The organism is Ruegeria sp. BG8, from assembly GCF_056538325.1.
Genome location: NZ_JBQFSZ010000003.1, coordinates 294609 through 314210 on the forward strand (window position 1 = coordinate 294609; position 19602 = coordinate 314210).

Sequence of the window (19602 nt, forward strand, 5' to 3'; positions counted from 1 at the left end):
TTTGACCGCCGCGAGGCCGCAATCAAAGCCCAGACAACAGAACAATCGCCGGATCAAATCGGCGATTGTTTTCCTTTTTTGGTCAAAAAACTGCCTTATTTGACAAAATTCCACCCATTCAGACACTGGGATCAGTTGTTGTTTAGTGAGTGATTTGGGTATGGAACCTCTTGATAAAATCAAGGCGCGCGTGGACGCTCTGACCGCGCTTGGTCTGGATCAAAGCGCGAATTCGGATGATATCAGAAACGCTTGGCGCGAGATTGCCTTCAACGCCCACCCCGACCGCGCCGACAATGACTGCGATAGCTTTGTTCGCGCAAAGGACGCATATGACCTGCTGCGGCAGGAAGGGTTGACCGTCAAAGGCGCCATGCCCGGCAAACCTAAACGCCCAAAGCTGCGCAAACGTGTCATCAAGCTGAAAGACACTGATATCGAGGCCTGCCGTGCCCTGTTGGACCGTGCCCTTGGGCATACGCCGGATCTGGCGCAGACGTCGCAGTCAGACCGTTCGGCCAGCCCAGAGGTGGATTCGGATCATATTCCGACAGCTATTGGATGTTTCGGTCGCAACCTGACCTATTTCGTGTCGTCCCCAGTTTGCGAAGGGGCCAATCGGGTCGCGTTGCCAACGTCGATTTTGGCGGGCGTACGCAAAACCGAAACCGAAGTTCTCAGCTTTCAGTCAAAAAATGCAGGCGCGGGTGAGGTGATTGTGCCAGAGGCCATCATGGCCCGGAAATTCCCCGGTGCCAAAAGTGTCCGCATCCGGTTCGAAGCCGATCAAGAGCTACAGAACGATTTCGAATTGGCCAGCTGAAGGCTTTGCATAAAAAAACCCGGCTAAGTACAGCCGGGTTTTGTCTTAAAGGTCCGGAATTAGTTGGTGATCGGACCTTTCGAGGTAAACTTTGGGATCACTGCGGTCGATGCTTTTGCAGGCTCGATGCCCGGCCAGTTGCCTTCGGCCAGATTGATGTTGCCCGGGATGTCTTCTTCGAAGAAACCAACAACAACGTCTGTGATGTTCAGATACAGCTTGTCGTCAACGATGCGCCACAGGTTGGGGTTCGCTGGAACCTTACCGCCGCGCGAAACGCCATAGGCGCAGTGGCCGTCATACTGAGGCGCATAGTAGGCAGGGTTTTCCAGAAACTTGTCTCGGTTTGCAGCGCTCGAAAACGCCCAGGTCGCACCGTTATATTCAGCGGTGTAATCCGCCTTTCCGCGGACACCTTTGGGCTGGGCCTTACCAACAGGCGATTGGTCCAGATCGCGATAAGCGACAACATCATAGCCAGACACAGCAAATCCGGTGCCATCTACATACTGGTCCCCAGCAAAAGCAGGAACTGCAAAGGCCAGCGTTGCTGCAACAGTCAAGGCAAAGCGTTTCATATGGTTAATCCTCTTGATCCTCAGAGTTGAAAGGGTCGCCCGTCGTGCGGGGCTGATCAGAGGATAGGTGATTCCTGTGCTTTGGGCAGTCCCGCTCGCGGCGCTGTGACGTCGAATGAAGAAACGTGAGGCTAATCCCCCCGTTTGTTACAAAATGAACGGTACAACCGGGGTTGGACTCTGGGCTTTGCAATATTAGCTGTTGTCCCGGACGGACAATTCACCCGAACTTTGCTGAGAAAGGCAAGAAATGAGCGAGCAATCGACATATACGCCCCCTGCGGTCTGGACGTGGGACAGCCAGAATGGCGGGCAATTCGCCAATATCAATCGCCCTATCGCTGGCGCGACCCACGACAAGGATTTGCCGGTCGGGCGTCATCCAATGCAGTTGTATTCGCTGGCAACGCCAAACGGTGTGAAAGTCACGGTCATGCTTGAAGAGTTGTTGGCGTTGGGTCACGAAGGAGCTGAATACAACGCATGGCTGATCAATATTGGTGAGGGGGATCAATTCAGCTCGGGCTTTGTTGGCGCCAACCCAAACTCGAAAATCCCGGCCTTGTGGGACCGGTCAGGCGACGACCCTGTCCGCGTGTTTGAAAGCGCCTCGATCCTGTTTCATCTGGCTGAGAAGTTTGATGCGTTCCTGCCAAAATCTGGTCCCGAGCGGACTGAGGTGATGAACTGGGTCTTCTGGCAGATGGGCAGCGCGCCCTATCTTGGCGGTGGGTTTGGCCACTTCTACGCTTATGCGCCCGAAAAGTGGGAATACCCGATCAACAGGTTCACGATGGAAACCAAGCGTCAGTTGGATGTGTTGGATCGCGAACTGGCCGACAAGACCTATATCGCGGGTGAGGACTATACCATTGCCGACATGGCAATCTGGCCGTGGTATGGCCAACTGGTGTTGGGTCGCCTTTATAGCGCGGCTGAGTTCCTGGACGTTGAATCTTACAAAAACGTCATGCGGTGGGCTAAGGCAATCGACGCACGCCCTGCTGTTCAGCGTGGCCGTATGGTCAACCGCTCTTTTGGTGAGAAGCACACACAATTGCATGAACGCCATGACGCGGGCGATTTTGACACCCGGACGCAGGACAAACTGGAGGCTGCAGCGGAATGATCTCGGCAGGCTCCACAGCTAAGTCTGTGGGGCCCGCTTAGCGCAGCAGGGGTGGATTGTCCGGATCGCTACCGGGTGCAACGCGAGCAGTTTCCCGAACTTCGGGCTGAGGTAACTCAAACCGCAACCCAACCTTTGCCAAGGCCGCCGCGGCGGCATCATGTGCGGCAAAAAAACCGACATCCATTGCCCCTGCTTCGATCCCGGAAAACGTCAGTGCTTCTGAGGCGGCTTTTGCAAGGGCGGCCTCGGCCCCGTCGACCGTTCCTACAAAACCCAAAAGATGCCCACTGCCCCCTTCGGCTGTTCGTGTACTGACAAGGTAGGCAGATTGCGCCAAGCCGATGGCCGTTGCCAGCTTGGCATCCAGCGCCTTCAGCAATTCCTCGGGCAAACCGACCGGCGGCAAAAACTCTGACAATTGTTGCTGCACTTCTTCTGGGGCGTGCTGAAGGGTCTCGGCCAGCCAATTCAACGCCTCAGATGGAACAAGCATCGACGAAGGTGCCACCTCTAGGTTCAGGCCCAGACCAATGCCCTGCCCCGCCAACATGTTTGAAAGAACGCGTCCGGACAAAGCCACATATGGCACAGGCCGATCGGCGAACTTTGCCAGCCGGTCCTCACGATCAAAGGCCAGTACAAAACGCCCATCCGCTACATCGAACAGTTCGGGGGAAATGTTTTCATCGCGGGCTTCTTCGGTCAGCAACAGAAACAGCTCACTATCTGCCAGCCTTTCGAAAAACCTTAGCCGTGCAGCGTCATCCTGCGGGCTGGCCGCCATCTCGGCATATGCGGTGTCCAGCGCTGTCGCGTCAGTCATTCAGAACCTCTTGTACCCGCGCGCGCAAAACCGGAAGGAGCTCAGCCTCGAACCACGGGTTTTTCTTCATCCATGCCGTATTGCGCCATGACGGATGAGGCAAGGCAAAGACCCGCGGCGCATGGTCCCGCCAATTTCGAACAGTCTCTGTGACAGAGCCACGCGACTTGAGGTGATATTTGTGGGCATGCCCTCCGACCAGCACCGTCAACGGGACGGCACCCAGTGTTTGCATGACCTTATCGTGCCAAGTTTGGCCACAAATCAGCGGCGGCGGCAAATCTGCCTTACGGGCATCGTAGCCGGGAAAGCAAAACGCCATGGGCACAATTGAAACACGCGCGCGATCGTAAAAGACCGTTTCATCCACGCCCAGCCAATCCCGCAACCGATCACCTGACGGGTCAGTAAACGGCCGGCCCGAGGCATGGACTTTCGCACCTGGCGCCTGCCCCGCAATTAAAAGAGGCGTATTTTTGCGAAACCAAACCACAGGGCGCGGCTCGTGCGCTGTTTCGGTGGCCGCAAACCTGTCGGCGCAAATGCGGCACGCCGCGATGTCTTTCTCGAGCGTATTCATGAGATCGCAAGGTTTCCTGACGCAAGCTGGTTGACGATCACAATCAAAGATAGTCAACGCGAACACGCGCGCCAACAGATGGAAAAGTCACATTGCCAACAGTGAGATAGGGAATGCATTGATCATCTGCTGCACTTTTCGACATAATGCAGCCAATATACACCGCTCGGGAATACGCCCTCTCATGCGGTGCAACAATAAAACAGTAGCAACAGGCCCTGAATGCTGGAATTCGAGAACGTCAGTAAGTCTTTCTGGACCGGGACTCGCCGTAAGGTGATCCTGGACAGTGTCTCGTTCCGGGTTGAGCTGGGTAAATCCGTGGGAATTCTCGCACCCAATGGGACTGGAAAAACCACGCTTATCAATATGATGGCAGGTCTTGAGAAACCCGATGAAGGGGTGATCAGAAAATCCTGCAGGGTTTCCTTTCCGATGGGTTTCACAGGCGGTGTCTCAAACAAAGTGTCGGCGTTGGAAAACGCGCGATACATCGCAAAGATTTACGGCATGGACCCCGACTATGTCGAAGCCTACTGCAAGTGGTTGTGCAATTTGGGGGAATACTTTGATCAGCCCATGGCAACCTATTCCTCCGGGATGCGGGCACGGTTTACTTTTGCGCTGATGCTGGCTTTGGACTTCGACATGTATCTGATTGATGAGGGGATGCCCGCCACAACCGATGCCGAGTTCAACAGAAAAGCCGGTGACATCCTTCAGGAAAGACTGCGAACAACCACCCTGGTGATCGTGTCGCACAGCCCGTCGGTTTTGGAAAAGTTCGCGCGTCAGGCCGCCGTGCTTGTAGATGGCCAGCTACACATGTTTGATACCTTGGAAGAGGCAAAGCAACTATATGACTACCAAACCCAAGGCTAGCATCTACAACTTGCGTCGAAAGCGCAAAGGCGCGGGCTCTGCTGGGGACCGCGCGGATGCCATCTCGCGCATCCGCAAGGCAACGCAATCCCCGGCGGCAGCCAACGAACCGCAGGCCAATACCGAGATCGAAGACATCAAACGCGAAGGTTTGACCGGCAGGCAGCTGCGCGTTGCCCGGCGACTGGCGCAGAAAAACGGCCTCGATGCGACCTCTGATTACGACGCGGTCCGTTTGTTGCGGCAAAAAGGGATCGACCCGTTCGAGCGCGCCAACCTGCTGGACCTAGCAGCCGAGAAAAAGCGCGTGGAAGAGGAAGCAAAGGACAAAGTGACAATACAGCTGCCTCAGGCATTTGCAGAAGCACCGCAGAACCTGCCCGGTCCGGAAATGTCTCCGGCAGAGCGGCGCGCGTTTGAGATCGGCGAGATGCAGCGCGACATTGCGCGTCGACGCAGGCGAAAGCTGCTTGCGCTTTTTGCCAGACTTGCGGCGTTCGTCATGCTGCCGACATTGATCGTCGGAGTTTACTTTTATCGCTACGCAACGCCGATGTACGCCAGCGACTCGGCGTTTTCCATTCTTCAAGCGGATGGCGGGGGCGCGTCTTTTGGTGGTTTCCTTGCAGGGACACAGTACGCCACGGCGCAGGATTCTGTTGCGACACAAGAGTTTCTGGAATCCAAGGATGCCCTGATCCGTCTTAATCAGGACATGGGTTTCGCCGAGATCTTCAAGCAGGATTGGATCGACCCGATCCAACGCTTGTCACCAGATGCGAGCCTTGAGGAAACTTATAAGCTTTACAAACGGATGGTCGTCATCGGCTATGATCCGAGTGACGGTATTATCCGCATGGAAGTGTCTGCACCTGACCCGGAACTGGCCGTCGGATTATCAAACCGTCTGTTGTCCTATGCGGAACAAACGATCAACGGTCTGACTGAATTGAAGCGCGAAGATCAGATGCGCGATGCCGTCGCCAGCTTTGAAATGGCGCAGGAAGCCCGTCGGCAAGCCCAAGAAGACCTGATCGAACTGCAATTGCAAGGCGCCCTTCTGGACCCGGAAAACGTGCTGGCGGGCCTGCGTGCTCGCATCAATAACATCGAGCTTCAGATGCAGGATAAAGAGCTGCAATTGGCTGCTTTGCTGGACAACTTGCGCCCAAACCAGGCCAAGGTCGATGGTGTTCGCGCCGATATTCAGCGCCTGGAAGTCGTGCTGGATGAACTAAATGCCGAGATGCTGGATGCCTCTGCTGGCGAGAATTCGCTGGCGCGGCTGAGCCTGCGTATCCAGACAGCCCAAGCTGATTTGGTCGCCCGCGATGCAATGTTGCAAACCGCAATGGAGCAAATGGAGACCACCCGGACAGAAGCCAACAGAAAAGTGCGCTATCTGACTGTTTCAGTGAACCCTGTGCCAAGTCAGGATCCGACCTATCCGCGTAAATTCGAAAATACGATTTTGGCATTCCTGTTGTTTGCTGGTATCTACCTGTTGATCTCGCTTACCGCGTCGGTCCTTCGTGAACAGGTATCCTCGTAAGACAACATGAAACATGTAAAAATCTCCGATCTCACGGTCGGCAATGATCTGCCTCTGACGATCATCGCCGGCCCCTGCCAGCTTGAAACGGCCGATCATGCCCAAATGATCGCAGGCAAAATGAAAGAGGCCTGTGACGCAGTGGGCGCGCAATACGTATTCAAAGCCTCCTACGACAAGGCGAACCGAACATCACTGTCTGGCAAAAGGGGAATGGGGATTGATGCCGGGCTGAAGGTTCTGGACGATATCCGCAAAACGATGGGCATTCCCGTTCTGACGGATGTTCACACCGAAGCGCAATGTGCCGTGGCAGCCGCGGCGGTGGACGTGCTGCAAATCCCGGCTTTCCTGTGTCGGCAAACCGACATGCTGCTGGCCGCGGGTAATACGGGTGCGGTCATCAACGTCAAAAAGGGACAGTTCCTTGCGCCATGGGAAATGCCCAATATTGTCGCGAAAATCGAAAGCACCGGAAACCAGAACATCCTGCTGACCGAACGCGGCACATCCTTTGGCTATAACACGCTGGTCGCGGATATGCGGTCGTTGCCACAGATGGCACAGACAGGCTATCCGGTTGTCATGGATGCAACGCATTCGGTGCAACAGCCCGGTGGTCAGGGAGGCTCGTCCGGGGGGCAGCGCGAGTTCGCACCTGTCATGGCACGCGCCGCGGTAGCAATTGGCACAGCAGCCCTCTTCATCGAAACGCATCAAGACCCGGATAACGCTCCATCTGACGGGCCAAACATGATCCACCTCGATCAAATGCCTAAACTCATTGATACCTTGATGCGGTTTGATACGCTTGCCAAAGAGAACCCGATTCAGATTTAACGATTGAGATTTGTGATGACCAAACCCTTGCCTGAGGTGACACCAAACACCTGGAGCTTTCTGCGAGACCCCATGATCAAACCCACGGGTTTTCGCGAATACGATGCACGCTGGAAGTACCCCGAAGAGATCAATCTACCGGGCATGACAGCGCTTGGGCTGGGTTTGGGCACGCAAATGCGTAGGCGCGGGATCGCCCCGATCATCGCCGTGGGCAACGATTATCGCGACTATTCTCTGGCCATCAAGAACGCACTGATCCTGGGTCTGATGCAAGCTGGCATTCAGGTTAAGGATATCGGCCCGGCACTTAGCCCCATGGCCTATTTCGCCCAGTTCCATCTGGATGTCCCGGCGGTGGCAATGGTGACTGCCAGTCACAATCCCAACGGGTGGACCGGGGTCAAGATGGGGTTTGATCGCCCACTGACCCACGGCCCCGATGAAATGTCCGAATTGCGCGACATTGTCCTGAACGGGGAAGGACGCGCGCATGAAGGCGGCTCTTATGAGTTCGTTGATGGCGTCAAGGAAGCCTATATCGAAGATCTGGTTGGCGATTTCAAAATGTCCCGCCCGCTGAAAGTGGTGTGCGCAACCGGAAACGGTACGGCCTCGGCCTTTGCGCCTGAAGTGTTCGAGCGTATGGGGGTCGAAGTTGTGCCCAGCCACAACCAACTCGACTATACGTTTCCGCATTACAACCCCAACCCCGAAGCCATGGAAATGCTGCACGACATGGCCGACAGCGTAAAATCCAGCGGTGCCGATCTGGCCCTTGGCTTTGACGGTGACGGCGACCGATGCGGTGTTGTCGATGATGAGGGAGAAGAGATTTTCGCAGACAAAGTCGGCGTCATAATGGCCCGTGATCTGGCGAAACTATATCCCAATACAACATTCGTGGCGGATGTGAAATCGACCGGTTTGTTTGCCAGCGACCCCGAGTTGCAGGCCCACGGGGTCAAGGCAGATTATTGGAAGACCGGGCACAGCCACATGAAACGCCGCGTCAAGGAAATCAACGCCTTGGCCGGGTTCGAGAAATCGGGCCATTACTTTCTGGCTGAACCGATTGGCCGCGGCTATGACTGCGGGATGCGTGTGGCCGTGGAAATCTGCAAGCTGATGGATCGCAACCCGGATCAAAGCATGTCGGATTTACGAAAGGCGCTACCGAAAACATGGTCGACACCGACGATGTCTCCCTACGCTGCGGATACCGAAAAATACGACATCCTCGAACGGTTGGTCGAAAAACTGGTGGCCAAGTCAGAGGCCGGAGAAACCTTTGCCGGCCGCGCGATCAAAGAAGTGGTCACCGTTAACGGTGCTCGGGTCATTCTGGATAACGGCAGCTGGGGTCTGGTTCGCGCGTCTTCGAATACGCCCAACCTTGTTGTCGTCTGCGAAAGCAGCGAGAGCGAAGAGGAAATGCGCGCGATTTTCGCTGATATCGACGCTGTTATCCGCACTGAGCCCGGCGTCGGCGATTACGACCAAACAATCTGAATTGAAGGGGCGGTTAGCCGCCCCGCTCAATTCCCGCCAAGCAGTTTCAGCAGACCTTTCTTGGCCTCTTCCTCAAGCTTGTTCTTCAAGGCATCTTCCAGGGTTTCACTGTCCGTTACAGCGGTGCCCAGCTCATCACCGACCTTTTCAAGCACCTTTTGCTTTGCATCGTCTTCGAGCTCCTTAATTTTGCCTTCTGCGGCAGCCTCGATCACTTTGCTTAAGTCTGGCTTGATCGACGGATTGGCCCAAGGGCCCACGATTCGCACTGGGACAGACAGGCCCTGCCCGGAATTTGCCCGCAGGGCCGTCGGGGTAAACAGGTAATCAATGTCACGGGCACCGATGCCTACCCGCCCCGCGCCATCGGCGCGGAAATTGTCCAGAGACATAAGTAAGTCATCATTCCTGAGCACGCCCTGATCAATCGTGTAACTGGCGGCAAGGCTGTTGAATACCGTCGTGCCGCCAGACGCCGTGTTGCGCCCCATCAAACGGTCCAGGTCAAAACCACCTATTACACCTGACCCAACATCGATACGCCCCTTGCCGCTGAGCGAGCGCATGATCTGATCCTCTGTCTGACCAACCCCCAGAAACTCAAACGACCCGGTTCCAGTGCCCGAAAGCCTATCGACGTCAGCAAGCGTCGACAGCGCCTGCTTGATGTCAATTCCATCAGCCGTCAGATTACCGCCAACGGACAGGCCATTGCGATTATTGGCAACCACTTGCCCGGTGAGTTGCCCGGAAAACAAAGTGGCGGGATTCATCTGCAGGACCGCACGAGACCGGTCCAGTTTCAGCGTCAGATCACTTGGCCCTAAGGTCAGACCGGGAACAGCAATGGACTTTGCTTTCAGGCGAATATTGCCGTTTGCTAAAGCCAAGGCTGAGGCATCGATTGGCTCGGTTGACCAGCCTGCGTTGGTGTCTGCAGGTGTAGCGGATCCGCTTCCGCTCGCCCCTGTGGCCGCGTTGTACCGCGACAAATCCAGATCGCCGCCGTCCAAGCGCGCTGTAATCTGTGGCGGATCAGAGATGAGTATATCCGCCTCTCCTGTGATCCGGTTGTGGTCCAGCTTCGCGTCCATATCGCGCATCGCGATACGACCGTCTTGCGTATAGGTCATGTGTCCCGCGACATCCGCCTTGCGGCCCAACCCCAATGGTACGCCCACCCCTGCCTGACCGAAGGCGGCCAGCATTCGCTCGGTGTCGCTGGTCTGCACATCCAACTGGCCATCCATCTCGCCTGCCAGATTTACACGACCGCCAAACGCCACCTCGCCCCCTGGCGCAACCAACTTGATCTCGATCGGTGTGACGGCGCCTGTTGCATAGGCGGGCAGGTCTGGAATTTTCAGATCAACATCCACCTGTCCCCCGGGCACGCCCATTTGCGCGTCCAGTACAAGCGGCGCGCTCGGGTCAGGCCAACTGGCTGATAAATCAACATCCGAGAAATCAAACTTGACCGCGCCGTTTTCAACATAAACCAACCGAGCATTCGTCAATTGCAACCGGTCCAGCGTCACCGTTCCTGACGGAGAAGACGTGGATGCAGTATTGCTCGTCCCGCTCGACGTCGCCGGGGCCACTGTGTCGAATTCCCAGTTTCCGCGCCCATCTGATAGCTCAAGCCGCAGGGTCGGGTTGTCCGCGATGATCCGTTGGATACGCAGATCGCCCGACATGAGCGCAGCCGCGTCGACCCCCACCGCCAGATTCTCTGCACTCAGCATGGGTTGCGATCCGGCCCAAGGCGCGTTTCCAAAGGTAACCGCCCCTGTCTCCATCCCGAGAACCGGCCAAAAGGACAGGCGCACATCGCCCGACAGGTTCAGATCCCGCCCGGTTTGCGATTTCACTTGCTCGGCCAGAATTGTCGCCAGCTTGTCACCCGGCATCAGCAGTAAAGCACCGACCATCAGCCCGATGACGACCACGAATAGGAAAAGAATGCGCAAAAGCCATTTCATTTTTTCTGCTCTCCGCCTTTTGGCATGCGTTTAAATGATCATTCAAAGCTTCGACCGCGTTTGCAAGGGGAAGCGTTCCCGATTATATGCCCCGCCATGACAACAAACCCGCCGAACCTCCGCCCCGACCTGGCACCTGCAGCCCGGATCACTGATACGCCCCGCGCGAACCAGCCAACTATTGGCATGGTATCCTTGGGATGCCCAAAGGCTTTGGTGGACAGCGAACGCATCCTGACCCGCCTGCGTGCAGAAGGGTACGGGATTTCGCCCGATTATTCAGGTGCAGATGCCGTGATCGTGAATACCTGCGGGTTTCTGGACAGCGCCAAGGCCGAGTCGCTGGACGCCATCGGCGAAGCCCTTGTTGAAAACGGCAAGGTCATCGTCACAGGTTGTCTTGGCGCAGAGCCCGAGTACATCCGCGAACACCATCCCCGCATCATGGCCGTTACCGGGCCCCATCAGTACGAACAGGTTTTGGATGCGGTTCACAAGGCGGTTCCGCCTGACCCTGACCCGTTTGTAGATCTTTTGCCCGCCGCCAGCGTGCAGCTTACCCCACGACACTACAGTTACCTCAAGATTTCAGAGGGCTGTAACCACAAGTGCAAGTTCTGCATCATCCCCGATATGCGTGGCAAGTTGGCCAGTCGCCCAGCCCATGCGGTGCTGCGCGAGGCAGAAAAGCTGGTCGACAACGGTGTGCGAGAACTGCTGGTGATTTCCCAGGATACCTCGGCCTATGGGTTAGACCGAAAATATGACGTGAACCCGTGGAAAGATCGCGAGGTACGCAGCCATATCACCGATCTGGCCCGAGAATTGGGGCAGTTGGATGCTTGGGTGCGCCTGCATTATGTCTATCCCTACCCACATGTACGCGATCTGATCCCTTTGATGGCAGATGCCGGTTGCAATGTGCTGCCCTACTTGGACATCCCATTTCAACACGCCCACCCGGACGTTCTGCGGCGCATGGCCCGTCCGGCCGCCGCGGCAAAAACTTTGGACGAAATCGCAGCTTGGCGGGCGATCTGCCCTGACATCACGCTGCGTTCTACTTTTATCGTTGGATACCCGGGCGAAACCGAAGCTGAATTCCAGACCCTTCTGGATTGGATGGACGAGGCGCAGTTGGATCGGGTTGGGTGTTTCCAGTATGAAAATGTGGACGGGGCGCGCTCGAACGATTTGCCGGACCACGTTCCTGCCGATGTCAAACAAGACCGCTGGAATCGGTTCATGGAGAAAGCACAGGCGATTTCCGAGGCCAAACTGGAAGCCAAAGTCGGTAATGTCGTCGAAGTGATCGTGGACGAAATCGATGACGAAGCCGCCACCTGCCGAACCAAGTCAGATGCGCCGGAAATAGACGGAAACCTTTTCATTGACGAAGGTTTTCAAGATCTTAAGCCTGGTGACATTGTTTCGGTCGAAGTCGACGAGGCTGGTGAATACGATCTTTGGGGCAAGCGCACATAGGCCCCAATCACCCGAAATAGTCCAAGCGTGAGTCAAGTTTATTGGCGAAAGCGCATCTTTGTACCAAGATTAGACGGGAACCAAACTCGCATGAAGGAGGGTTACCATGACTGATCTACGTTCTTTCGCGCTGAAATGCGCGGCCGCGGTTCTTGTCGCTCAGCTTTTCGCAGTGCCCGCCACTGCAGATGTCATTAAGTCCAGCTCAGGACACGTTAAGGTGGTTGGGGTCCATTCATTTGGCATCCCGCACAAGGCCAAACCTCATGTGCGCAAACACTATATCGCGCCCAAAGTTCACAAGGTTGCACCTAAAGACCATGAGCCGGGCTTCAAAGCCAAACCTGACCACGTTGAACCCGTGAAGTTCAAAAAGAAGTACCACTCAAAATTCAAAGGGTACCCAAAGTACAAAGGCTATTCAAAGTACAAGGGTTACTCAAAGTACAAAGGGTACTCGAAATACAAGGGCTTCAAGAAAAGCCATCACGGGTTTTCTTCGCCGAAACGACGCAGCTTCAAGCACCATAGATCTCATCGCGGATTTGTAAAATTCAAGATCAAGTAATCCGCTCAGATCAAAGCGATCAGACCAAAAACCCATGCTACACCAGCAGAAATCGCCGTCAGCGCAACAGCCGCGCTGGCGGCGTCTTTTGCTTGCCCGGCAAGAACATTGTGTTCCGTCGAGGTGTGATCGACCGCGCGTTCGATCGCCGTATTGAACAGCTCGGCCACCAGCACCAGAATACCCAAGACGATGATCAGCACCCGCAGGCTACCCGGCAGTGGAAGGATCAGTGCCAAAGCGACCGAAACGAGGTTGGCCCAGCCCCAAACGCGAAAAGAGTATTCGTCGCGCCATGTCGCAGCCAGCCCTTGCCAGCTCCAAACTGTACGATCCTTTAGGCGGGTCAGAAAATTTCGCATGGTCCCTCTGCGCAACGCTAGAGCAGACAGAAACCCGATCCGGGTTCGACAGGCAAGAAAAAACCGCCCAAAGGGCGGTGGATCGATGGATGCGGGTGGCCTGAAACCGGCCACCCGCGGATAATTTATTCTACGACGACGGGATTACAGACCGTCTGCCCAGCTTCTGTCGTGGCCAGTACTGTACCATCCGGACAGCTCGGGTTGCCGACCTTGTCATATTCCGGAGTAATGAAAACAGGAGTCGGCTCTTCCTGCTGAGAGCACGCACCAAGAACAAGAGCGATTGCACCAACGGCGGCAAATTTGAGTTTCATGTCCGTCTTTCCTTTATTAATTTTCTGATATTGCCCAGAAATTCGGGGCTAGTCTCAAAATACGACTTCGACGGCAGCAATGCAATAAAGCTGATCACAAAAACGTGAGAAAAGCGGACCCTTGCTCTCTTATTGAATTTCGACCGCCACCTAGAGTTTCCGTGGCAATGCCCTAGACTCAGCAAAAGACACAAGCCAAGCACGGAGTAGCCAAATGTCTGACGCCCCAATTATCGCGCAAAAAGCCCCCTACCCAGTCGAAGTGACCGAGGGCAAAAGCTACTTCTGGTGTGCATGCGGCCAGTCGAAACGACAGCCATTTTGTGACGGTTCGCACAAGGGCACCGACATTGAACCTGTCAAATACACAGCGGACGCCAGCAAAAAAGTGTTCTTCTGCGGATGCAAACACAGCACCAAGTCGCCGCTTTGCGACGGATCACATTCCAAGCTGTGATCAGACCTTCAACGCATTCAGCAAGTCTGCGTTTGCACAAAATTCCGGAGCGGCTTCAGACTGTGCTTGCCGCTCTGCCAACCATTCCATGCATTGACCGCTGCATTTAGCCGCGCGGCAGCGTGTGACCAATTCAGCGTATTGGTCGGCATCCAGCCGCCCGTCTGCCATAGCCTCTGTCAACGACAGATTCATGCATTTGGCGACTGACCGGGTCAGCCAAAAATGCTTTTCAACGTCCCCAAGAATATCTCGCACGATCAACCATCCTGCAATTGTTGTTTTCTAAGCGCTGCGAACCGCTTTTGGTTGGGACAGGTATGCGGTGTACATTCGACAATTTCGTTTTTCTCTAACCAATCCGGGCATTTGGCCGCCCAAGCACAGCCTTGGCATGACGTAACCATTTTGGCCCAGTCTTGGTGACTTAGCCGGCCCTTTCGATAAGCGGCCACGACATCAGTGCCCGTGGCTTGCCCCATACGCAGCACCAGCCGCAGATGGGTCATGAGTTGCCCAAGCCTTTGCATTACGAGTCAGTGCCCGGGATCAGTGTCGCGAACAAATCCTTGTTACGACAATATTCCGGAGTGCTTTTGGACACCGCACCTTGGTCCAGAAGACCCTGACAATGGGTGGGGTTCGAACATCCCGTACAGCGCAGCACAGCGTCGGTAATCTGATCAATTGATACGTCGCCGCGGATTGCCGCTTCTTCCAGGTCTACTCCTACCCGCGTGGCCATTTGGTCGACCAGGCCCGCGTGTATCTTCAACGTTCCTTGGCTGGGCATTCGGCATCCTTTCCCTGACACGTTTTCGGAAAGGATAGAGGATGGCGCACCTAAAGCCTTTGACTCAGGTCAAGCCTTGGCACCGATGTGATCCAGATAAGCCCTTGTGGCATCCTGAACACGGCGAAACCTGTCTCCGCCCAGTTTCTTGCCGCCGTACCAACGCGTTACGATAACAAGGTGATCTGACAGTTCGGCACGTTCCAGCATACGCAGAATGACCATTCCGGCCCCTGCCTCTCCGTCATCTGCCTTTAACCCACCGGTCGGTAACATTGCCCCCCAAGTGTTGTGCGTTGCCTTGGCGTAGCTTTTGTCGCTTTTCAGCTCTTGCAGCACTTTGTCTACATCCTCTCGGGACGAAACAGGTGCTCCCGAGACCGCATATTTCGAGCCGCGATCGGTTAAGATGACACCAAGTTGCTTGAGCGTGCTCATTGCGTCAGTCCAAGTTGTCGCGATGTTTCGATGACAACTTCAACACGTTTCGCGTTGGGTGGATGCGTGCTTAGAAAGCTGTCTTCGGGGTCAGGCAAGCGGTCGAAATATTTGGCCCCGATCAGAGGGTTATAGCCCGCTCTGTATGTGATGACAGTTCCCAGTTGATCGGCCTCAAGCTCAAAATCACGAATGTAGACCTGCGCACCGACACGAGCGCCGAGTTTCTGCGCCTCTTCGACCGCGGCGCCGTCAGCACCGCCTAAACGGGCCAGTTCGCCAAAAATTTTCGCGCTTTCGCTTGCGTTCACCGATTGGCGGGGAATGTGCCGCAGAATGTGATGCGCGGCTTCGTGCCCCATGACAAAGGCCAGTTCGTCATCGTTCTGCGCCGATTCGATCAAAGCCCGGGTGAAGATAATAACGGGTTGATCATTGTCATCCAGCGTCTGAAAAGCATTTGCCTGCGCCTTGGGGTTCAGATCGACCAAAATCGTGAAGTCGCAATTCCTGACCTCTGACCGCCGCACACATTCAGCGCGCGCCTGCTGTCCCACTTTGCGGCTTATCTCACGGAAGGCTTCGGCCTGAACCTGAAAATCGCCCGTCCCCTCCTGCCAATCAGACACGGTTTGAACGCGCAGGGTACCAGCATCACAAGCCGCCAGCATCAGGAACAGCAAAAGATAAATCAGACGGTGCATGGATTATCCTTAGGCAATGGTCATGCCGTTTTCATGACCATAGCGCGGTCCAATTGGGACTACCACAGGGTGAATACATCAGAACGGGTTGCAATGCTGTGAATCGCCCTGCACTCTGTTCACATGTTTTCGATTGAGCATGAATTCGACTCGACGATCATTACTCTGGTGGATGAGGGCACAAAGCCTTTGCAAGAGGACGTGGTCATCAACAATTTCGCCGAGTGCGTGACGCTGGAACAATATGACCCGCGTACCGATACAACCCAGAAAATTACCCTGTCGCCAGAGCAGGTCCGGGATTTGGCCGCAGCACTGGATCTGCCAGAAGGCGTGTACCAAATTCACGAAACGCCGGACTAGGGCTGGTAAACGAACAGCTTGTTTCGGGACGTGTGGCCCCGCCTGAGTTCCAATGAAGACGCCGGAACGCCCAGCGCCGTCGCAAGAACCTGCTGCACCGCGTTGTTTGCACGTCCATTTTCCGGTTGCGCCGTGACATGGATGCGAATGACCTCGTCTTTGACAAAAATCCGGTCAGCGGCCGCTTTTGGCGTGACTTTCACCTCGAAAACGGCCCCCGGTCGCGCAAGATCACTCAGGTCGGGATAGTTTCTTAGCTTTGGCTTGGCCATCCATGCCCCCTTTTCACCAATCACTCTTGCACGGTCCGGCATAGGATGGAATTGATCCCATCAGTCCAGCCGTTTGCCCTTGAATCCTGCCAGACGCTCAACCAGATACAGATTGCCCATGTAAAGGAAATTAACATATGTCCTTAAAGAACCCGGCCGCCCTTGAGTTTCTGCAAACGCGCCGGTCGCGCCCCGCGAAAACGTTGATTGCCCCAGCGCCAACCCGCGACGAATTAATTCCGTTGCTGACTGCGGCCGCACGCAGCCCGGATCACGGCAAGTTGGAGCCTTGGCGCTTTATCGTTTTGGAGTCTGGCGCGATGCCGCGTTTGTCGTCTTTGACGCAAGAGTGTGGCGAGCGGCTGGGTAAAACACAGGACGATATTGATAAAGCCCGCAGCCAGTTTGACAAAGGCCAATTGGCAGTTGCGGTAGTCGAGGTTCAAAAACCCTCGCCAAAAATTCCTGCAGTAGAACAGACATACTCTGCCGGTGCAGTCTGCCTTGGCCTTTTGAACGCGGCACTGGCATCTGGCTGGGGTGCAAACTGGCTTTCCGGCTGGCAGAGCCATGACCGCGCCTTCTGTCAAAGCGCCTTTGGGCTTGAGGAAAACGAGCGTATCGCAGGCCTAATCCACATCGCGACAGAGGGCACGAGCCCGCCAGAGCGCCCTCGCCCCGATGTCGCCGCGATCACAGAATGGGTTTCCGAATGATCATCCTGAACGCCTTTTTCGCCGCGTTAGGTCAGATCGGCGACCCAAGGTTCAGGGCCGTTCTGCTGCGTGGCGTAGGTCTGACAATTGCCTTGCTGATCGCGGCATGTGCGGTGGCGATCTGGCTGATCAACCGAATGGCTGGCAACGAAATCTCGCTGCCGTTTGTTGGTGCGGTGCCTTGGTTGAATGACGTGCTGAACTACTCGGGCATTTTCGTTGTCTTGATACTGCCCGTATTTTTGATGATGCCGGTCGCCTCGGCGATCATTTCGATGTTTCTGGAAGACGTCGCGCAAGCTGTTGAAGACAAGCATTATCCCAGCTTACCCCGTGTGCCCGGAATTCCCTTCAGCGAGAGTCTGCGTGACGCGCTTGGGTTCTTAGGGGTTTTGATCACGGCGAACCTATTGGCCCTGATCCTTTACGCGATATTCACGCCCTTGGCTCCGTTCATCTTCTGGGCGATGAACGGTTTTCTTTTGGGTCGGGAATATTTCACGCTCGCCGCAATGCGACGCATCGGGCGTGATGGCGCGCGAAAACTACGCGCCAAGCACACCGCTACCATTTGGCTGGCCGGGACGTTGATGGCAATTCCACTGTCTGTCCCGCTTGTGAACCTGGTGATCCCGATCATCGGCGCAGCCACATTCACGCACATCTACCATAAGCTGTCGCTGCAAACGCCAAGTTAATCAGCCGCGTGGTTCCAACTGATTGAGCCAATCGAAATCACGCACAGAAATCACGCCGGATAGGATAATCCCAGCGATAACGGCCCATAAGACCACTGAGATTCCGGTGGTAATCCACATTTTCTTTTTCATGTGGTGCACTTCCGGGGCCCCGGCATGGGTTCCCGGAACGATCTCTCCCAAATCACCCTGCGTCTTGATGCGGATCGGTAACACGACCAACAACGTCATGAACCAGATGACGGCAAACAGAACCAGTGCAGCAGTGATCGTCATAGCAGCCTCGCTTACGGTAACTTAAACCTGTTCTAGCTCGACCAGGCAGCCGTTAAAGTCTTTTGGGTGAAGAAACAAAACCGGCTTGCCATGCGCGCCGATCTTGGGCTCGCCCGACCCCAGCACACGGGCACCGGTTTCTTTCAGATGGTCGCGCGCAGCGATGATGTCATCCACCTCATAACAGACATGGTGAATTCCGCCCGCGGGGTTCTTTTCCAGAAATCCGTTGATTGGGCTGTCGTCGCCCAGCGGATACAGCAGTTCAATCTTGGTGTTGGGTAGTTCGATGAACACCACGGTGACGCCGTGATCGGGTTCATCCTGAGGCGCGCCGACCTTGGCCCCAAGGGCGTTGCGGTATTGCTCGGATGCGGCCTCAAGATTGGGCACCGCGATGGCAACATGGTTCAGACGACCAATCATAGAACGTTCCTCCATTCTGCGTTGCGGCGTTTATGGGCGGAGATCGGGAAAAGAACAAGTGCGCCAAATTGCCGTTAACGTCGTGTTAGCCAGAAGTTCCTAGCGTGAGGCATCTGCTGAATAGGAGTTCTGCCATGGACGATTCGAGCCCCTTCGCCTCTCCCGCGCAGCCAACGGCAACGCGGCCGCTGCTGGGACAAACGATTTTGGTTGTCGAAGACAGCCGTTATGCCTGTGATGCCATTCGGCTGATGTGTCTGCACTCTGGCGCACGCATTCGGCGCGCGGATTGCCTTAGATCTGCTCGGCGCCACCTGCAGATCTATCGCCCATCGGTGATTTTGGTCGATATGGGGTTACCTGACGGGTCCGGTGCGGACCTGATCGCGGAACTGTCAGATGCCTCACCGCGGATCGGGGCCATTCTGGGCATGTCAGGCGACGACTATAGGCAAAAAGACGCCATGCACGCTGGTGCAGATGGGTTTCTCTCCAAACCTCTGAAGTCGCTTTCTTATTTTCAAAGATCAATCCTGGACAGGCTTCCCGAAGACCGCCGCCCCAACAGCCTACACGCTGTTCGGGATGAGGTGATCCACCCAGACCCGATGGCCTATCAAGACGACATGGCCCACATCGCGGATATTCTGGCAGGTCCTAACGACCATAAATCACTGGACTACGCGGCGCAGTTCCTTAGGGGCGTTGCGCGGGATGCTGATGACATCATTCTGGCAGACGCTGCTGGTAAACTGGCAGCCTCGCGTGCGAATGGTACACCCATTACCGCTCTTGCCGCGCAGGTGGCCGGCATTGTCCAGGCCAGGCTGGATCAACGCGAGGCCATCTGACATGGCGACCGCTTATTTCGTGACCGCCACGTTGCTGAGCGTGTGGATATACCGTCAGACACGCTCAACGGCGCGCGAAATCAGAACAGCGCGTTCGAAATTGGCCGACCCTTTGCGGCAAAGCGGGCAAATTCAGGACTAGCAGAACGAAAAAACCCGCTGCGAGTTGCGC

28 protein-coding genes are annotated in these 19602 nt (G+C 55.6%); 14 read left to right on the forward strand and 14 right to left on the reverse strand.

Translation table 11 applies throughout. The annotated features are described in order from the left end of the window. The first annotated feature begins 160 nt into the window (after positions 1-160). Positions 161-823, forward strand: coding sequence for a J domain-containing protein (locus ACR0DG_RS08965; protein ID WP_480696378.1), 663 nt, complete (start codon positions 161-163; stop codon positions 821-823). Between the two features lie 59 nt (positions 824-882). Here ACR0DG_RS08965 and ACR0DG_RS08970 read toward each other — a convergent pair whose 3' ends face one another. Beyond that, positions 883-1401 (reverse strand): YHS domain-containing (seleno)protein, encoded by a 519-nt coding sequence (locus ACR0DG_RS08970; RefSeq protein WP_480696380.1) that lies wholly within the window; start codon positions 1399-1401, stop codon positions 883-885. A 250-nt stretch (positions 1402-1651) separates the two neighbouring features. Here ACR0DG_RS08970 and yghU point away from each other — a divergent pair, with 250 nt between their 5' ends. Continuing rightward, positions 1652-2530 (forward strand): glutathione-dependent disulfide-bond oxidoreductase, encoded by an 879-nt coding sequence (gene yghU, locus ACR0DG_RS08975; protein ID WP_480696382.1) that lies wholly within the window; start codon positions 1652-1654, stop codon positions 2528-2530. A gap of 37 nt (positions 2531-2567) precedes the next feature. Here yghU and ACR0DG_RS08980 read toward each other — a convergent pair whose 3' ends face one another. Further along, a complete protein-coding gene (locus ACR0DG_RS08980) occupies positions 2568-3356 on the reverse strand; it encodes an SseB family protein (protein WP_480696384.1) in 789 nt (262 codons plus the stop codon). Further along, positions 3349-3936 carry a uracil-DNA glycosylase family protein gene (locus ACR0DG_RS08985; protein ID WP_480696386.1) on the reverse strand — a complete coding sequence of 196 codons (588 nt, stop codon included), beginning with the start codon at positions 3934-3936 and terminating at the stop codon, positions 3349-3351. Before ACR0DG_RS08985 ends, ACR0DG_RS08980 begins: the two co-directional genes overlap by 8 nt. Positions 3937-4158: 222 nt before the next feature. Between ACR0DG_RS08985 and ACR0DG_RS08990 the strand changes: the two genes are divergently transcribed. From ACR0DG_RS08990 to ACR0DG_RS09005, 4 genes are read left to right on the forward strand one after another with little or no spacing between them, the layout of a single operon-like run. Beyond that, a complete protein-coding gene (locus tag ACR0DG_RS08990; RefSeq protein ID WP_480696388.1) occupies positions 4159-4818 on the forward strand; it encodes an ABC transporter ATP-binding protein in 660 nt (219 codons plus the stop codon). Then, positions 4796-6370, forward strand: coding sequence for a KpsE/RkpR family capsule polysaccharide export protein (locus tag ACR0DG_RS08995; protein ID WP_480696390.1), 1575 nt, complete (start codon positions 4796-4798; stop codon positions 6368-6370). Before ACR0DG_RS08990 ends, ACR0DG_RS08995 begins: the two co-directional genes overlap by 23 nt. Before the next feature lie 6 nt (positions 6371-6376). After that, a complete protein-coding gene (kdsA, locus tag ACR0DG_RS09000; protein ID WP_480696392.1) occupies positions 6377-7210 on the forward strand; it encodes a 3-deoxy-8-phosphooctulonate synthase in 834 nt (277 codons plus the stop codon). 15 nt (positions 7211-7225) lie between these two features. Further along, complete coding sequence (locus ACR0DG_RS09005; protein ID WP_480696394.1) at positions 7226-8722, forward strand: phosphomannomutase/phosphoglucomutase; 1497 nt, start codon at positions 7226-7228, stop codon at positions 8720-8722. A gap of 26 nt (positions 8723-8748) precedes the next feature. Here the strand turns inward: ACR0DG_RS09005 and ACR0DG_RS09010 are convergent, their stop codons facing one another. Further along, on the reverse strand, positions 8749-10704 hold the full coding sequence (locus tag ACR0DG_RS09010) for an AsmA family protein (RefSeq protein ID WP_480696396.1): 1956 nt from the start codon (positions 10702-10704) through the stop codon (positions 8749-8751). Between the two features lie 96 nt (positions 10705-10800). Between ACR0DG_RS09010 and rimO the strand changes: the two genes are divergently transcribed. Together rimO and ACR0DG_RS09020 are read left to right on the forward strand one after the other, a co-directional pair. Next, the gene (gene rimO / locus ACR0DG_RS09015) at positions 10801-12189 is read left to right on the forward strand and encodes a 30S ribosomal protein S12 methylthiotransferase RimO (protein WP_480696397.1); all 1389 of its coding nucleotides are present in this window, start codon (positions 10801-10803) and stop codon (positions 12187-12189) included. Positions 12190-12295: 106 nt separating this feature from the next. After that, the gene (locus ACR0DG_RS09020) at positions 12296-12757 is read left to right on the forward strand and encodes a hypothetical protein (protein WP_480696399.1); all 462 of its coding nucleotides are present in this window, start codon (positions 12296-12298) and stop codon (positions 12755-12757) included. 5 nt (positions 12758-12762) lie between these two features. Here ACR0DG_RS09020 and ACR0DG_RS09025 read toward each other — a convergent pair whose 3' ends face one another. Both ACR0DG_RS09025 and ACR0DG_RS09030 read right to left on the reverse strand, forming a co-directional pair. Next, positions 12763-13119 (reverse strand): diacylglycerol kinase, encoded by a 357-nt coding sequence (locus ACR0DG_RS09025; protein WP_480696401.1) that lies wholly within the window; start codon positions 13117-13119, stop codon positions 12763-12765. Positions 13120-13244: 125 nt separating this feature from the next. Further along, positions 13245-13436 (reverse strand): hypothetical protein, encoded by a 192-nt coding sequence (locus ACR0DG_RS09030; RefSeq protein ID WP_480696403.1) that lies wholly within the window; start codon positions 13434-13436, stop codon positions 13245-13247. Positions 13437-13650: 214 nt separating this feature from the next. On the opposite strand from ACR0DG_RS09030, the gene ACR0DG_RS09035 reads away from it, so the two are divergent. Beyond that, a complete protein-coding gene (locus ACR0DG_RS09035) occupies positions 13651-13893 on the forward strand; it encodes a CDGSH iron-sulfur domain-containing protein (RefSeq protein ID WP_480696405.1) in 243 nt (80 codons plus the stop codon). On the opposite strand, the gene ACR0DG_RS09040 is transcribed toward ACR0DG_RS09035, so the two are convergent. The 5 genes from ACR0DG_RS09040 to ACR0DG_RS09060 form a co-directional block, all read right to left on the reverse strand. Further along, positions 13894-14151 (reverse strand): DUF6455 family protein, encoded by a 258-nt coding sequence (locus tag ACR0DG_RS09040; protein ID WP_480696407.1) that lies wholly within the window; start codon positions 14149-14151, stop codon positions 13894-13896. A gap of 2 nt (positions 14152-14153) precedes the next feature. Continuing rightward, positions 14154-14423: a DUF6455 family protein gene (locus ACR0DG_RS09045; protein WP_480696409.1), complete on the reverse strand. Its 270-nt coding sequence runs from the start codon at positions 14421-14423 to the stop codon at positions 14154-14156. Beyond that, a complete protein-coding gene (locus ACR0DG_RS09050) occupies positions 14423-14686 on the reverse strand; it encodes a DUF6455 family protein (protein ID WP_480696411.1) in 264 nt (87 codons plus the stop codon). The genes ACR0DG_RS09045 and ACR0DG_RS09050 overlap by 1 nt, the downstream gene beginning before the upstream one ends. 69 nt (positions 14687-14755) lie before the next feature. Next, positions 14756-15124: a YigZ family protein gene (locus ACR0DG_RS09055; protein ID WP_480696413.1), complete on the reverse strand. Its 369-nt coding sequence runs from the start codon at positions 15122-15124 to the stop codon at positions 14756-14758. Beyond that, positions 15121-15828: a M48 family metallopeptidase gene (locus tag ACR0DG_RS09060; RefSeq protein ID WP_480696415.1), complete on the reverse strand. Its 708-nt coding sequence runs from the start codon at positions 15826-15828 to the stop codon at positions 15121-15123. Before ACR0DG_RS09060 ends, ACR0DG_RS09055 begins: the two co-directional genes overlap by 4 nt. A 123-nt stretch (positions 15829-15951) precedes the next feature. Between ACR0DG_RS09060 and ACR0DG_RS09065 the strand changes: the two genes are divergently transcribed. Beyond that, positions 15952-16191, forward strand: coding sequence for a hypothetical protein (locus tag ACR0DG_RS09065; protein ID WP_480696417.1), 240 nt, complete (start codon positions 15952-15954; stop codon positions 16189-16191). Here the strand turns inward: ACR0DG_RS09065 and ACR0DG_RS09070 are convergent. Beyond that, on the reverse strand, positions 16188-16463 hold the full coding sequence (locus tag ACR0DG_RS09070; protein ID WP_480696418.1) for a DUF167 domain-containing protein: 276 nt from the start codon (positions 16461-16463) through the stop codon (positions 16188-16190). The genes ACR0DG_RS09065 and ACR0DG_RS09070 overlap by 4 nt on opposite strands. A gap of 137 nt (positions 16464-16600) precedes the next feature. Between ACR0DG_RS09070 and ACR0DG_RS09075 the strand changes: the two genes are divergently transcribed. Together ACR0DG_RS09075 and ACR0DG_RS09080 are read left to right on the forward strand one after the other, a co-directional pair. Further along, positions 16601-17179: a nitroreductase family protein gene (locus ACR0DG_RS09075; protein ID WP_480696420.1), complete on the forward strand. Its 579-nt coding sequence runs from the start codon at positions 16601-16603 to the stop codon at positions 17177-17179. Beyond that, positions 17176-17877 carry an EI24 domain-containing protein gene (locus tag ACR0DG_RS09080; RefSeq protein ID WP_480696422.1) on the forward strand — a complete coding sequence of 234 codons (702 nt, stop codon included), beginning with the start codon at positions 17176-17178 and terminating at the stop codon, positions 17875-17877. The genes ACR0DG_RS09075 and ACR0DG_RS09080 overlap by 4 nt, the downstream gene beginning before the upstream one ends. Here ACR0DG_RS09080 and ACR0DG_RS09085 read toward each other — a convergent pair whose 3' ends face one another. Together ACR0DG_RS09085 and mce are read right to left on the reverse strand one after the other, a co-directional pair. Beyond that, positions 17878-18153 carry a DUF1467 family protein gene (locus tag ACR0DG_RS09085; protein ID WP_480696423.1) on the reverse strand — a complete coding sequence of 92 codons (276 nt, stop codon included), beginning with the start codon at positions 18151-18153 and terminating at the stop codon, positions 17878-17880. Positions 18154-18174: 21 nt separating this feature from the next. Continuing rightward, complete coding sequence (gene mce, locus ACR0DG_RS09090; protein WP_480696425.1) at positions 18175-18579, reverse strand: methylmalonyl-CoA epimerase; 405 nt, start codon at positions 18577-18579, stop codon at positions 18175-18177. 134 nt (positions 18580-18713) lie between these two features. Here mce and ACR0DG_RS09095 point away from each other — a divergent pair, with 134 nt between their 5' ends. Both ACR0DG_RS09095 and ACR0DG_RS09100 read left to right on the forward strand, forming a co-directional pair. Then, complete coding sequence (locus tag ACR0DG_RS09095) at positions 18714-19430, forward strand: response regulator (protein WP_480696427.1); 717 nt, start codon at positions 18714-18716, stop codon at positions 19428-19430. Position 19431: 1 nt separating this feature from the next. Next, positions 19432-19572 carry a hypothetical protein gene (locus ACR0DG_RS09100; RefSeq protein ID WP_480707113.1) on the forward strand — a complete coding sequence of 47 codons (141 nt, stop codon included), beginning with the start codon at positions 19432-19434 and terminating at the stop codon, positions 19570-19572. Positions 19573-19602 lie beyond the last annotated feature (30 nt).

Bases quoted from the DNA above. Each gene is read 5' to 3' on its own strand.
- ACR0DG_RS08965 (WP_480696378.1), top strand. From the start codon at position 161: ATGGAACCTCTTGATAAAATCAAGGCGCGCGTGGACGCTCTGACCGCG.
- ACR0DG_RS08970 (WP_480696380.1), bottom strand. From the start codon at position 1,401: ATGAAACGCTTTGCCTTGACTGTTGCAGCAACGCTGGCCTTTGCAGTT.
- yghU (WP_480696382.1), top strand. From the start codon at position 1,652: ATGAGCGAGCAATCGACATATACGCCCCCTGCGGTCTGGACGTGGGAC.
- ACR0DG_RS08980 (WP_480696384.1), bottom strand. From the start codon at position 3,356: ATGACTGACGCGACAGCGCTGGACACCGCATATGCCGAGATGGCGGCC.
- ACR0DG_RS08985 (WP_480696386.1), bottom strand. From the start codon at position 3,936: ATGAATACGCTCGAGAAAGACATCGCGGCGTGCCGCATTTGCGCCGAC.
- ACR0DG_RS08990 (WP_480696388.1), top strand. From the start codon at position 4,159: ATGCTGGAATTCGAGAACGTCAGTAAGTCTTTCTGGACCGGGACTCGC.
- ACR0DG_RS08995 (WP_480696390.1), top strand. From the start codon at position 4,796: ATGACTACCAAACCCAAGGCTAGCATCTACAACTTGCGTCGAAAGCGC.
- kdsA (WP_480696392.1), top strand. From the start codon at position 6,377: ATGAAACATGTAAAAATCTCCGATCTCACGGTCGGCAATGATCTGCCT.
- ACR0DG_RS09005 (WP_480696394.1), top strand. From the start codon at position 7,226: ATGACCAAACCCTTGCCTGAGGTGACACCAAACACCTGGAGCTTTCTG.
- ACR0DG_RS09010 (WP_480696396.1), bottom strand. From the start codon at position 10,704: ATGAAATGGCTTTTGCGCATTCTTTTCCTATTCGTGGTCGTCATCGGG.
- rimO (WP_480696397.1), top strand. From the start codon at position 10,801: ATGACAACAAACCCGCCGAACCTCCGCCCCGACCTGGCACCTGCAGCC.
- ACR0DG_RS09020 (WP_480696399.1), top strand. From the start codon at position 12,296: ATGACTGATCTACGTTCTTTCGCGCTGAAATGCGCGGCCGCGGTTCTT.
- ACR0DG_RS09025 (WP_480696401.1), bottom strand. From the start codon at position 13,119: ATGCGAAATTTTCTGACCCGCCTAAAGGATCGTACAGTTTGGAGCTGG.
- ACR0DG_RS09030 (WP_480696403.1), bottom strand. From the start codon at position 13,436: ATGAAACTCAAATTTGCCGCCGTTGGTGCAATCGCTCTTGTTCTTGGT.
- ACR0DG_RS09035 (WP_480696405.1), top strand. From the start codon at position 13,651: ATGTCTGACGCCCCAATTATCGCGCAAAAAGCCCCCTACCCAGTCGAA.
- ACR0DG_RS09045 (WP_480696409.1), bottom strand. From the start codon at position 14,423: ATGCAAAGGCTTGGGCAACTCATGACCCATCTGCGGCTGGTGCTGCGT.
- ACR0DG_RS09050 (WP_480696411.1), bottom strand. From the start codon at position 14,686: ATGCCCAGCCAAGGAACGTTGAAGATACACGCGGGCCTGGTCGACCAA.
- ACR0DG_RS09055 (WP_480696413.1), bottom strand. From the start codon at position 15,124: ATGAGCACGCTCAAGCAACTTGGTGTCATCTTAACCGATCGCGGCTCG.
- ACR0DG_RS09060 (WP_480696415.1), bottom strand. From the start codon at position 15,828: ATGCACCGTCTGATTTATCTTTTGCTGTTCCTGATGCTGGCGGCTTGT.
- ACR0DG_RS09065 (WP_480696417.1), top strand. From the start codon at position 15,952: ATGTTTTCGATTGAGCATGAATTCGACTCGACGATCATTACTCTGGTG.
- ACR0DG_RS09070 (WP_480696418.1), bottom strand. From the start codon at position 16,463: ATGGCCAAGCCAAAGCTAAGAAACTATCCCGACCTGAGTGATCTTGCG.
- ACR0DG_RS09075 (WP_480696420.1), top strand. From the start codon at position 16,601: ATGTCCTTAAAGAACCCGGCCGCCCTTGAGTTTCTGCAAACGCGCCGG.
- ACR0DG_RS09080 (WP_480696422.1), top strand. From the start codon at position 17,176: ATGATCATCCTGAACGCCTTTTTCGCCGCGTTAGGTCAGATCGGCGAC.
- ACR0DG_RS09085 (WP_480696423.1), bottom strand. From the start codon at position 18,153: ATGACGATCACTGCTGCACTGGTTCTGTTTGCCGTCATCTGGTTCATG.
- mce (WP_480696425.1), bottom strand. From the start codon at position 18,579: ATGATTGGTCGTCTGAACCATGTTGCCATCGCGGTGCCCAATCTTGAG.
- ACR0DG_RS09095 (WP_480696427.1), top strand. From the start codon at position 18,714: ATGGACGATTCGAGCCCCTTCGCCTCTCCCGCGCAGCCAACGGCAACG.
- ACR0DG_RS09100 (WP_480707113.1), top strand. From the start codon at position 19,432: ATGGCGACCGCTTATTTCGTGACCGCCACGTTGCTGAGCGTGTGGATA.